This window comes from Homoserinimonas sp. (genome assembly GCF_056262345.1).
Genome location: NZ_JBACFR010000228.1, coordinates 1 through 11,673 on the forward strand (window position 1 = coordinate 1; position 11,673 = coordinate 11,673).

The 11,673-nt window shown below is 64.8% G+C and carries 12 protein-coding genes; 8 read left to right on the forward strand and 4 right to left on the reverse strand.

The window, feature by feature from the left end:
- Both AC062T_RS11075 and AC062T_RS11080 read left to right on the forward strand, forming a co-directional pair.
- The coding region (locus AC062T_RS11075) for a DODA-type extradiol aromatic ring-opening family dioxygenase (protein ID WP_476030018.1) at positions 1-500 on the forward strand (500 nt) is incomplete at its 5' end.
- A gap of 134 nt (positions 501-634) precedes the next feature.
- The gene (locus AC062T_RS11080; RefSeq protein WP_476030020.1) at positions 635-1,534 is read left to right on the forward strand and encodes a bile acid:sodium symporter family protein; all 900 of its coding nucleotides are present in this window, start codon (positions 635-637) and stop codon (positions 1,532-1,534) included.
- Here AC062T_RS11080 and AC062T_RS11085 read toward each other — a convergent pair.
- The 3 genes from AC062T_RS11085 to purS form a co-directional block, all read right to left on the reverse strand.
- Positions 1,488-1,997, reverse strand: coding sequence for a DUF3817 domain-containing protein (locus AC062T_RS11085; protein ID WP_476030022.1), 510 nt, complete (start codon positions 1,995-1,997; stop codon positions 1,488-1,490). The genes AC062T_RS11080 and AC062T_RS11085 overlap by 47 nt on opposite strands.
- Positions 1,998-2,072: 75 nt before the next feature.
- Positions 2,073-2,771, reverse strand: coding sequence for a phosphoribosylformylglycinamidine synthase subunit PurQ (purQ, locus tag AC062T_RS11090; RefSeq protein WP_476030038.1), 699 nt, complete (start codon positions 2,769-2,771; stop codon positions 2,073-2,075).
- 5 nt (positions 2,772-2,776) lie between these two features.
- Positions 2,777-3,046, reverse strand: a complete 270-nt coding sequence (gene purS, locus AC062T_RS11095; RefSeq protein WP_476030024.1) for a phosphoribosylformylglycinamidine synthase subunit PurS — start codon at positions 3,044-3,046, stop codon at positions 2,777-2,779.
- Positions 3,047-3,183: 137 nt separating this feature from the next.
- On the opposite strand from purS, the gene AC062T_RS11100 reads away from it, so the two are divergent.
- A complete protein-coding gene (locus AC062T_RS11100) occupies positions 3,184-3,609 on the forward strand; it encodes a Fur family transcriptional regulator (protein WP_476030026.1) in 426 nt (141 codons plus the stop codon).
- Between the two features lie 34 nt (positions 3,610-3,643).
- Positions 3,644-5,140 carry a catalase gene (locus AC062T_RS11105; RefSeq protein WP_476030040.1) on the forward strand — a complete coding sequence of 499 codons (1,497 nt, stop codon included), beginning with the start codon at positions 3,644-3,646 and terminating at the stop codon, positions 5,138-5,140.
- A gap of 90 nt (positions 5,141-5,230) precedes the next feature.
- Here the strand turns inward: AC062T_RS11105 and AC062T_RS11110 are convergent, their stop codons facing one another.
- On the reverse strand, positions 5,231-5,812 hold the full coding sequence (locus AC062T_RS11110; protein WP_476030028.1) for a helix-turn-helix transcriptional regulator: 582 nt from the start codon (positions 5,810-5,812) through the stop codon (positions 5,231-5,233).
- Between the two features lie 174 nt (positions 5,813-5,986).
- Here AC062T_RS11110 and AC062T_RS11115 point away from each other — a divergent pair, with 174 nt between their 5' ends.
- From AC062T_RS11115 to AC062T_RS11130, 4 genes are all read left to right on the forward strand, one after another.
- Positions 5,987-7,099, forward strand: coding sequence for an aromatic ring-hydroxylating oxygenase subunit alpha (locus AC062T_RS11115; RefSeq protein WP_476030030.1), 1,113 nt, complete (start codon positions 5,987-5,989; stop codon positions 7,097-7,099).
- 11 nt (positions 7,100-7,110) lie between these two features.
- A complete protein-coding gene (locus AC062T_RS11120; RefSeq protein WP_476030032.1) occupies positions 7,111-8,088 on the forward strand; it encodes a PDR/VanB family oxidoreductase in 978 nt (325 codons plus the stop codon).
- Between the two features lie 64 nt (positions 8,089-8,152).
- Positions 8,153-9,307 carry an AI-2E family transporter gene (locus AC062T_RS11125; protein ID WP_476030034.1) on the forward strand — a complete coding sequence of 385 codons (1,155 nt, stop codon included), beginning with the start codon at positions 8,153-8,155 and terminating at the stop codon, positions 9,305-9,307.
- 84 nt (positions 9,308-9,391) lie between these two features.
- A partial coding sequence (locus AC062T_RS11130) for an InlB B-repeat-containing protein (protein WP_476030036.1) occupies positions 9,392-11,673 on the forward strand: 2,282 nt, incomplete at its 3' end.

Consider the following 11,673-nt stretch of genomic DNA (forward strand, 5'->3'; position numbering starts at 1 on the left):
GCATCCGCCAGTTGGGTGAGGAGCTCGGTGCGATTATCGCCGAGCGGCTCGCCGACAAAAAGGTGCTGGTGATCGGCTCCGGCGGGCTCTCGCACGAGCCGCCCGTTCCGCAGATCGCGACGGCAACCCCCGAGGTTCGCGAGGCCCTCCTGGGCGGCGGACGTCATCTCACCCCCGAGGCGCGGGATGCTCGCCAGCAGCGGGTGATCAACGCCGCGAAGGACTTCGCCGCGGGCGTTGGCGTGGTCAAGCCCCTCGCTCCCGAATGGGATCAGGAGCTCATGCGCATCCTCGCGTCGGGTGACCTGTCCCCCATCGACGCGTGGACTCCCGCCGAGATGAGCGAGATCGCGGGCAATTCATCACACGAGGTGCGCACCTGGATCGCGGCCTACGCCGCCCTCGGTGCGGTCGGCGACTACACCGTCGACTACTCGTTCTACCGCCCGATCCCGGAGTACATCGCGGGCTTCGGCGTGACCACGGCCACGCTCAACTAGGCAGGCCAGCGACACGTGGCGGGGCTCGGCACCCCGGGTCTCGCCACGTGTGGTTCTCGGCGACGGGTTATCGCCGCTGAGGCATCCGTCAGCTTGGTCTAGCCACGGCCGTCGATATACGACACCATGTGGCCATGGGATCAGCGTTGACCACTATCGGATTGCCCGTCGCCCTCGGCATCATCATGTTCGGGCTGGGGCTCTCGCTCACGCTCGGCGATTTCGCTCGCGTGGCAAAGCATCCGAAGGCGGTGGTGATTGCCCTCGTCTGCCAGCTTCTGCTGTTGCCCGCCATCTGTTTCGGCCTGGTGATGCTGTTCAACTTGCCGCCCGTGCTCGCGGTGGGCATGCTCCTGCTCGCGGCCTCACCCGGCGGCACGACCGCCAACCTCTATAGCCATCTCTTTCGAGGGGATGTTGCGCTCAACATTTCTCTCACGGCACTCAACTCGGTGATCGCGGTCGTCACGCTGCCGCTCATCACCAACCTCGCTATCGCCGTCTTCTTGCCGGGGGATAACACCCTGGGCCTGCAGCTCAACAAGATGGTCGAGGTATTCGCGATTGTGCTGGCACCCGTCGTGCTCGGCATGCTCGTTCGCCGGTGGAAGCCGTCGTTTGCCGATGCCATGGACAAGCCCGTCCGCATCGCGTCCGTCATCATTCTGATCGTCGTCATCGCCGGGTCGATCGTGACGAACCTTGATTTGCTGCTCGCCAATGCCGCGCAGCTGGCGGGCATCACGGTGCTGTTCTGCGTGATCAGCCTGGCCGTCGGCTACCTTGTGCCCCGGATGTTCTCTATCGAACGCAGGCAGGCGATCGCCAGCTCGTTCGAGATCGGCATCCACAACGCGACGCTCGCGATCGTAATCGCACAGACCGTGATCGGCAGCGTCGAAATGAGCCTGCCGGCCGCCGTCTATGGCGTGCTGATGTTCTTTGTGGCGCTCGCGTTCGGCTTTGTCATCCGCGGGCGGTCGGAGGTTACTGTCCCCACTCGCCAGGAGGGCCAAGAATCAGCAGCACGCTGACGACCGCGATCACGGCAAGGATCATGACGGTGCCCAGCAGCAGCGGATGCCGCAGGAACCAGCGCAGGAGGGTGTCGACCCATCCGGCGTCCCTGGGGTCGTCGGTCTTCTCGGTGCGCCACTGGCCGACGAGATGCTTGCGCTTCTCGAGCCACAGGTCAAACGGCACCGTGGCGTAGGGAACGATGGCGGTCACAATGCCAAAGAGGATGCGCCCGATGGGCCACCTCTGGTTGAGGCCGACGACGATCACGCTTGCGCCATACGTGATGAAGACGAAGCCGTGGACGAGCCCACCCGTGAACGTGTACCAGCCCTCGATGCCAAAGCCGTACTTGAGCACCATGACCGTGATGAGGATGGTCCAGGTGATCGCCTCGGCGATCGAGACGACGCGGTAGAGCGCGCTGGGGGTAAATCGGGCGCTGGCGACGCTCTGTGGGGCGATGCGTGAGGCGGTCACGAACGGGCTCCTTTTGATCGGGAGACTCCAGTGTAAGTCATGGTTGCCGACAGTTTGTCGGCAAGGGGCATGAGGTTAGGCGGAGACCAATGACTGCTTGATCACACTCGTGAAGAAGGCGAGCCCGTCGGTGCCGTTGCGCATCGCGGCGCTCGTGTCAGGCCCGAAGCCCTCCTCGATCGCGTGCTCGGGATGCGGCATAAGGCCGACAACGTTGCCGCGCTTGTTCGAGACGCCAGCAATATCGTTGACGGAGCCATTCGGGTTGACGCCCACGTAGCGGAACGCGACCTGACCCTCACCCTCGAGGCGGGCAACCGTCTCGGCATCGGCGATGAATCCGCCCTCGCCGTTCTTGAGGGGAATGGTGATCTCCTGGCCCTGGGCGAAGTCGCCGGTCCAGTCGGTTGAAGCGTTCTCGACGCGGAGCACCTGGTCGCGGCAGATGAACTGGCCGTGGTCGTTGCGAATCAGGCCGCCGTCGACGAGGTGAGCTTCTGCGAGCATCTGAAAACCGTTGCAGATGCCGAGCACCGGCATGCCGGAATTTGCGGCGTCGATGACCTCGGCCATGATGGGCGACCGTGCGGCAATCGCCCCGCAGCGCAGGTAGTCGCCGTAGCTGAAGCCGCCAGGGAGCACGAGAGCGTCAACGCCCTCAAGGCTGTGCGAGCCGTGCCACAGGGCTACGGGCTCGCCGCCGGCGAGGCGCACCGCGCGCTGCGCGTCGCGGTCGTCGAGCGAGCCGGGGAACGTGATGACGCCGATGCGCATGGTCACTAGTGCGTCTCTCCCGCTGTCTCGGTCGCGGGCAGGATGATGTTGACGACATCCTCGATCACAGAGTTCGAGAACATCGTCTCGGCGAGCTCCCGCACCTCGGCGACAACGGCATCCGAAATCTCGTCAACCGTGACCTCGAAGCGCTTGCCGATGCGCACGTCACCGAAGTGGGTCTTGCCCAGGCGGTGGAGGGCTCCGGCGACGGCCTTGCCCTGGGGGTCGAGAAGTTCGGCCTTGGGCATTACCTCGACAACGATTACGGGCACCTGAAACTCCAAAGACGTCGCACGGATGGGGTGGTTTCAGTCTAGCTGCGGGTGAGGGCTGGCTACTCCCTGCGTATCCGCCTAAAAGTTAGGGCATCCTTATTTTGAATTACTCAAAATAAGCCTAGAATGGATGCATGCACACGGTTAGAACAGAGATGCTCGTTGACAGCATCCGCGGCGCCGGTCTCAAAGTGACCGAGCCCCGTCTTGCCGTGCTGCGTGCCCTCGAAGAGAAGCCCCACGCCGATGCCGACACGATCTACGGCATCGTGCGTCAGGACCTGGCGAGCACCTCGCTCCAGGCTGTGTATGGGGTCCTCGCGGCGCTGACCACCGCCGGTCTTCTGCGCAAGATCGAGCCGGCGGGATCGTCTGCCCTCTACGAGTTGCAGCACGGTGACAATCACCATCACATCGTGTGCCGCCAGTGCGGTGCTGTTGCAGATGTTGAATGCACGGTTGGGCACGCGCCCTGCCTCACCCCCTCCGCCGATCACGGGTTCACCGTCGACACGGCCGAGGTCACCTTCTGGGGCCTGTGCCCCTCGTGCGCTGCCTAATTCTTTCAACGTCCACAACAACAACCAAGGAGCAATCGTGAGCAATTACACGACCACCCAGGCCGGAGCGCCGATCGCGAGCGATGAGTTTTCGCTCACGAACGGTCCCGACGGAATCACCGCACTGCACGACCGTTTTCTCGTAGAGAAGCTCGCATCGTTCAACCGCGAGCGGGTGCCGGAGCGCAACCCCCACGCCAAGGGCGGCGGAGCATTCGGTGAATTCACCGTTACCGAAGACGTGTCCAAGTACACGAAGGCGGCTGTCTTCCAGCCCGGCGCCACGAGCGAGACGCTTCTGCGTTTCTCCTCCGTCGCCGGCGAGCAGGGCTCGCCCGACACCTGGCGCGACGTTCGCGGATTCGCGCTTCGCTTCTACACGACCGAGGGCAACTACGACGTCGTCGGCAACAACACCCCCGTCTTCTTCCTCCGCGACGGCATGAAGTTCCCCGACTTCATCCACTCGCAGAAGCGCATGGGCGCAACGGGTCTCCGCAACGCAGACGCACAGTGGGACTTCTGGACCCTCTCGCCCGAGTCGGCCCACCAGGTCACGTACCTCATGGGTGACCGCGGTCTCTCCAAGTCGTGGCGTCACCTCAACGGCTACGGATCGCACACCTACCAGTGGATCAACGCCGAGGGCGAGCGCTTCTGGGTGCAGTACCACTTCAAGTCCCGCCTGGGCGTTGAGCTCATGGAGGCCGCAGAGGCCGAGCGCATCGCCGGTGCCGACGCTGACTACTACCGTCGCGACCTGTTCGAGGCGATCGCCAACGGCGATTACCCGACGTGGGATGTCTCGGTTCAGGTCATGCCCTACGAGGATGCCAAGACCTACCGCTTCAACCCGTTCGACATGACCAAGACCTGGTCGCACCAGGACTACCCGCTCATCCCGGTCGGTCACTTCACCCTCAACCGCAACCCGCGCAACTTCTTTGCCGAGATCGAGCAGGCGGCATTCTCGCCGTCGAACCTCGTCCCCGGCATCGACATCAGCCCGGACAAGATGCTCATGGCGCGCGTTTTCGCTTACCCGGATGCCCAGCGCAACCGCATCGGCGCGAACTACAACCAGCTGCCGGTGAACCAGCCGCACGCATCCGAGGCGCGCAACTACCAGCACGAGGGCCAGATGCAGTACCAGTTCAACGCAGAGACGGTCCCCGTCTACGTGCCGAACTCGTTCGGCACCCCCGTTGCTGACCCTGCCGTTGCCGGCGAGGGCGGCTGGGAGTCTGACGGCGAGCTCATCCGCGCCGCGCAGACGCTGCACTCCGAGGACGACGACTTCGGCCAGGCGGGAACCCTCTACCGCGAGGTGTTCACCGACGAGTCGAAGGCGCGCTTCCACGAGACGCTCATCGGCCAGTACAACGCCCTCACGATCGACGTGATCAAGGCTCGTTTCATCTGGTACTGGACGTCGGTTGACTCCACGCTCGGCGCCACGATCGCTGCCGCGGTCGGCCACGGCAATGCAACCGCCAACGAGGCTGCAGAGCCCGTCGGCACCGCCGTCTAAGCACCCCGCATAACGAATGGCCGGCCCCTCGGGGTCGGCCATTTCGCGTTAACCCGTAGCGTGCGGGTTCGTCTGCGTCTGTGCGTGGTGCTAGTGCGCCAGTTGGTCGATGAGCGCCAGCCCGCGCTCGGCCCACTCAATCTCTTGCTGGGCGTGGGCGATCATTCCTTCATAGGTGAAGCGCTTGAACGCCACCGTGGCCGCATGCTCTTCCGCAGGAATCGAGGCGAGCCGTTTGGCGAGCATGGGGCTCGTTCCCGTGTCGATCTCGTGTACTTTGAGCTGCCACTGGGCGAGGCGTTCGGCAAAGTGATCCCGGTGCGCAAGCATCTGGGCGCGGGCGGATTCCGGCTCCGCCCACTCGAAGTAGGCGGCCTTGAGGTGGATCGGGTCTCTCTCGCGCGTGTATTCGAGCGGGGTGTTCATCCACTGGCGAAACTCAGCGATCCCCGCCGCCGTTGCGGTGTAACGGCGCTTCTTGCCGCGTTGCCCCCACGAGACCTCTTCGCCATCGACGAGGCCCTCGTCTTCCATGCGCCGAAGCATGGGATAGAGCTGCGAATCCGGGGCGTGCCACACGTAGCCGACGGATGATTCGAAGTGTTTAAAGAGGTCGTATCCGGTCATGGGTTCGACGGTGAGCAGGGCGAGGATGGCGTGGCGGAGGCTCATGCTTCGTTCCTTTGCGGTGCGATGCCGACTGGGGCGATGCCGACTGGGGCGATGCCGACTGTGGGGCGATGCCGACCGGGGTCGTTGCGTTTTTCTGGCGCGTGGGACTATCGTGAACCTACCACTACCTATCTCCATAGGTAGTTGGACGTTTTCGATCACAAAGAGGTGACCATGACATCCGCTGCCCCCGCCCACGCTGCCGCCACCGAGAGCTCGGCTACAGCCAAGATCTTCAACTACCCGCTCAATGCCTGGTATGTCGCGGCCTGGGATCACGAGGTCACCCGCAAGCCGCTCGCCCGCACGATCGCCGACCGCAAGCTTGCGCTTTACCGCGCAGAAGACGGCACGCCCATCGCGCTGGCCGACGCCTGCTGGCACCGCCTCGCACCGCTATCGCTCGGCAAGGTTCTCGACGGCGACAAGATTCAGTGCCCGTATCACGGCATCGTCTACAACGGTGCAGGCCGTTGCGTCTCGATGCCCGCGCAGGAGACCATCAACCCCAGCGCGACCGTGCCATCGTTTCCCGTTGTCGAGCGCTACCGCTACGTGTGGGTGTGGCTCGGCGACCCGACTCTCGCCGACCCGGCAACGGTGCCCGACATGAGCCAGATGAGCTCGGACGAGTGGGCGGGCGACGGCCTCACGATCCACGCCAAGTGCAACTATCAGCTTGTGCTCGACAACCTCATGGATCTCACGCATGAGGAGTTCGTGCACAGCTCCAGCATCGGCCAGGAGGAGCTCAGCGAGTCGGAGTTTGTCGTCACGCATGAGGGCAATCGCGTCACCGTCACGCGCTGGATGCTGAACATCGATGCCCCGCCCTTCTGGCGCAAGAACATGCGCGACAAGTTTCCGGGCTTCGAGGGCAAGGTCGACCGCTGGCAGATCATCCACTTCGAGGGCCCCTCGACCATTTGCATCGACGTTGGCGTCGCCAAGGCCGGGACGGGCGCTCCGGAGGGCGACCGCAGCCAGGGCGTCAACGGCTATGTGATGAACACGATCACGCCGGAGTCGGCGCGAACGAGCCACTACTTCTGGGCATTCATGCGCAACTATCGCCTCGAAAGCCAGCTCATCACCACGCAGTTGCGCAACGGAGTTTTCGGGGTGTTCGGCGAGGACGAGGCCATGCTCGAGGCGCAGCAGGCCGCAATCGACGCCAACCCCGACTACGAGTTCTACAACCTCAACATCGACTCGGGCGGGCTCTGGGTGCGCCGGCTGCTTGAGCGGATGCTGCAGGCAGAGGGCCGTCCCCTCTCGGCAGGGTAGGCGGCGCGATCATGGCGGCAACCAATATCGAGACCTGGCAAACCGCAAGCGTGCAGGCGGTCGAAGAAGTCGCCGACGGCATCCAGCGCATCGAACTGCGCCCGAGCCTGCCCGTCGTGGCAGCGCCGGGCAGCCATCTCGACGTGATGGTCACGATCGGCGCGGAGAAGCACCGGCGTTCCTATTCGATCGTGGATTCGAGCGCGTCGGGAGATCTCATTGCCATCAGCGTGATGCGAGCACCCCAGTCGAGGGGCGGCTCGCTGTTCATGCACGCGCTGCGGGCGGGCGAGGTGCTTGAGGTGACGCAGCCGCTGCAAAACTTTCCCCTCCGGGTGGGCGCCAAAAAGTACGTGGTGCTCGCCGGGGGCGTGGGCATTACGGCGCTCGTCGGAATGGGCAGTGTGCTCGCCCGGCTCGGAGCCGACTACCGCTTTGTCTACGTTGCGCGCAGTCGCCGGGCGATGGCCTACCTCGAGCGGCTCCGCGGCATCCACGGCGATCGTCTCGACGTCCACATCGACGACGAAGGGACATCCCTCGATGTCGCCGCTCTCATCGATGGCCTCGACGAATCGACCGAGCTCTACATGTGTGGGCCTATCCGATTGATGGATGCTGTGCGCCGCCGGTGGCAGGGCCGCGGCCTTGATGCCACCCGGCTCCGTTACGAGACGTTTGGCAATAGCGGCTGGTTCGCACCGGAGAGCTTCACCGTGCGAATCCCGCGCCTGGGAGTCGAGGCGGTCGTGCCCTCCGGCAGGTCGATGCTCGAGGTGCTCGAGGACGAGGGGGTCGACATGATGTTCGACTGCCGCAAGGGCGAATGCGGGCTCTGTGAGGTGCGAGTGCTCGAGCTTGAGGGGTCGATCGATCACCGGGATGTGTTCTACAGCGACCGGCAAAAGGAGGCACGCGCCAAGATGTCGTGCTGCGTTTCTCGCGTCGTTGGTGGCGGAGGCGCGGCTGCAGTGACGATCGACGTCTAGTGCACGCGCGCTGAGCGCCACCAGTTTTCACCGCTGAGTCGCGGTCGGGGCTACCGTGTGCCGCATGAGACTGAGCAAGCAGAAGTCGCCGCCGCCCAGCGATCTTGATCTCTCCCCGGGGGACCGCGCCGTATTGCTGGATACCCCGCGGCCCCTGTGGGTCGATTCGCTGGGCCGGGCGGGCATCCGCAGCGCCCAGGTGCTCCTGGTTATCGCAGTGGTTGCCATCGTGGTGCTGGCTGCCGTTCGGCTCACCGTCGTCGTGGTCCCTGTGGTCCTTGCCCTCATCATCTCGTCCGCCGTTCGACCGCTTGTGTCCTGGATGGTGAAGCACAGGGTGCCTGCGCTGCTGGCAACCTGGATTGCGCTCCTCTTGGGGCTAGCAGTGCTGGGCGGCATCATCACCCTCGTGGTTTTCGGGGTGCGCAGCGAATGGCCCAAACTCGTCAAGTCGGTGGGTGACGGTCTCGATGCCGTGCAGGATTTCTTGAAGTCAAGCCCTCTGGGCATCGATACGTCTCGCCTCGACGACCTTCGAGATTCGGTCGTGAAGTTCCTCACAAGCCCGGAGTTCAGTTCGGGAGCGATCGCGGGCGTGGGCAGCGCCATCGAGGTCGTCACGAGTCTCGTGCTGATGCTCGTTCTGCTGTTCTACTTTCTCAAGGAGGGCCCGTTCCTGTGGGAGTTTGTCACCAGAGGGCTTCGGCCGCGGCAGCGTTCCAGGGCGGCTCGCATCGGCAACAGCGCCGTGAGCGTGCTGGGCGGCTACGTTCGAGGAACAGCAATCGTCGCGGCGGTGGATGCAATCGTGATCGGCCTCGGCCTGTGGATTTTGCAGGTTCCTTTGGCGCTGCCGTTGGCGTTGCTTGTGTTCATTGGTGCGTTCATCCCCATCGTGGGTGCCACGGTTACGGGAACGATCGCCGCCCTCGTCGCCCTCGTTACGAATGATCTGACGACCGCCCTCGTTGTCGTCGCCATTGTCATCGGCGTCAACCAGCTCGAGGGCAACTTCTTGTCGCCGCAGGTTCTCGGCAAGTCGCTCAAGCTCCATCCGATCGTCATTCTGGTGTCGCTGACGGTGGGTACCGTGCTCGCCGGCATCATCGGCGCCTTCCTCGCCGTGCCGATCGCCGCCGTGGCGTGGTCGATCATCAAGGCCTGGGACGATACGGATGCTGCGCCCGTGCGACCTCGTCCTCGTGACGCTCGCGCCTGAGCCAGGGGCCGCTGTTCCACTTATTTGGCTCATTGGGGAGTTTTCTCCCTAGTCCCGGAGGCATGCATCCGCTGTGCTGGTGGCATGACTTTGTCGACTTCGGCGCGACGCGCCATTTCACGTCTTGTCGCGAGCGCGCTAGTCGCAATCCTCGTATGCGCCGGAATCCTGAGTGACGCAGCATCGCCCCCTGCTTCTGCTGCCGCCGCCGCGGTCACGACGCACGCCGATCTTCAATCGGCATTGACCCTCGGCGGCACTGTCGTGCTCGGTGCAAATATCAGCGGCGGAGGCGTCGAGATTCCGAATCTAAACGACGTTGTGCTCGACCTCGCCGGGTTCACCCTCACCGTTCAGGGTGCGGGGGCGGCAGGAAGCGCGGGGGGCAAAGCAGGCATCGAGGTGCCAGTGGGGTCATCGCTCACGATCAACGGCCCGGGTGTTCTCCGGGCAAATGGGGGTGGCGGCGGGGCCGGAATCGGCGGCAGCCACGGGCAAGCGAATGGTGCTATCACGATTAATGGCGGAACCATTGAAGCGAATGGCGACTACCGCAGTGCCGGTATCGGCACGGGCGACAGCGCGCCCGCCGGCTCTGAGCTGGTCACCATCAATGACGGCACGGTGACGGCGCTGGGCGGCTACATCGGGGCCGCGCTGGGGAGCGGAGCATCGGCGGTCGCGCCGCCCATCACCATCAATGGTGGCACGGTGAGGGCCGGAGCCGCGCTGCCGTACCAGGGCATGGGTATCGGCGCAGGAGAACAGGGAATAGCGTCGACGATCAAGATCAATAGTGGAGACGTGTGGGCGACCGGACGCCTGTGGTGTGGAGGGGTACTCGGCGCGTGGGCGAGTGACATCGGGGGCGTCTGCATTCCCAACGCCGCCGTCGACATCACCATCGGCGCGACCGCGGTTGTTAACCTTCTCGCGGCGCACGACTACGACGACGTCACCTCCGTGGTGCAGTTCTCACGAGACGGCGTGGGCAGCTTCAGCAACGCGGGAACCCTCAATGTGCTGAACGCAAGGCTCACCTTCCCCGCCGGTTCGACCGCGAGCAACAGCGGAACCATCACCGGTCCGGTCGTGGGGGCCGTATCCGGCAACAACTTTGTTCTGAGTTTCAACGATGCGGGCGGCTCCGGCGGCCCCGGCAGTGTGCGGGTTCTCGCCGCCACTCTCTCGGCGGCAGGAATGGCCGTCCCCGCCGCGCCGACCAGAGCGGGTTTCACCTTTGCGGGCTGGTGGTCGGCGGAGACGGGCGGAACCCAACTCGCGACCACGACGGCGCTGAGCACCAGCACGTGGCATGCCCGCTGGCAGGCGCCCGAGCATCCGGTCACTTTCGACTCGACGGGAGGAAGCGCCGTCGCGGCGATCGCGGTCCCGGAGGGTTCGACGTTCGCCCTCCCCGCGGCGCCGGCGAAAGCGAATTACACCTTTGCCGGTTGGTTCACTGCCGTATCGGGCGGCACGGAGTGGACGGCAGCGACCCCCGTCACCGGCCCGACAACGCTCTACGCGCGCTGGGCGCTCACCACCTACACGGTGTCGTTCGACACTGGCTCGGGCGGCAGTGCGGTGCCTTCGCAGACGGTTGCTCACGGCGCGACAGCCGCTGTGCCGACCGATCTCCCGACGCGCCTCGGGCACACGTTCGGTGGGTGGTTCACGACGCCGGGCGGCGCGTCGGTGTGGAACGCCTCCACCCCAGTGACGTCGGACACGACCGTGTTCGCGCTCTGGACAGCCGACACCTACACCGTCTCATTCGACACCGGACCAGGCGCAAGTACCGTCTCGTCGAAGACGGTCGCCCACGGCCGTACGGTCAGCCTGCCGGCCGCTCCCGCGAGGTCGGGATACCGCTTCTGGGGGTGGGTGACCACATCCGGCGGCACGACGGAGTGGAGCACAACGGCACCTGTGACGGGGCCGATGACTCTTTACGCGCGCTGGGTGATCAACACCTACACGGTGTCGTTCGACTCGAATGGCGGAACTGCGGTTGCGTCGCAGACGGTCGAGCACGGATCCTCGGCCGCAATGCCGACGGCGCCGACGCGCACGGGTTATTCGTTCGCGGGCTGGATGACGACGGCGGCCGGCTCGACGGCGTGGGATGCCTCCTCCGCAGTGACCGGAAATGTGACGGTCTACGCGCGCTGGGCGATCAACACCTACACGGTCGCCTTCGACACGGGCGCCGGCGGCAGCTTCGAACCATCGCAGACGATTCTCTATGGTGATCGCGCATCCGTGCCGGCGGATGCTCCGATCCGTGCCAATCACAGCTTCGTCGGCTGGTTCACGGCCGCGAGCGGCGGCTCGGCCTGGGACGGATCTGCTGCGGTGACAGG

Coding starts and splice junctions, on each gene's coding strand:
- AC062T_RS11100 (WP_476030026.1), top strand. CDS start 3,184: ATGCACACGGTTAGAACAGAGATGCTCGTTGACAGCATCCGCGGCGCC.
- AC062T_RS11110 (WP_476030028.1), bottom strand. CDS start 5,812: ATGAGCCTCCGCCACGCCATCCTCGCCCTGCTCACCGTCGAACCCATG.
- AC062T_RS11115 (WP_476030030.1), top strand. CDS start 5,987: ATGACATCCGCTGCCCCCGCCCACGCTGCCGCCACCGAGAGCTCGGCT.
- purQ (WP_476030038.1), bottom strand. CDS start 2,771: ATGCGCATCGGCGTCATCACGTTCCCCGGCTCGCTCGACGACCGCGAC.
- AC062T_RS11120 (WP_476030032.1), top strand. CDS start 7,111: ATGGCGGCAACCAATATCGAGACCTGGCAAACCGCAAGCGTGCAGGCG.
- AC062T_RS11080 (WP_476030020.1), top strand. CDS start 635: ATGGGATCAGCGTTGACCACTATCGGATTGCCCGTCGCCCTCGGCATC.
- AC062T_RS11125 (WP_476030034.1), top strand. CDS start 8,153: ATGAGACTGAGCAAGCAGAAGTCGCCGCCGCCCAGCGATCTTGATCTC.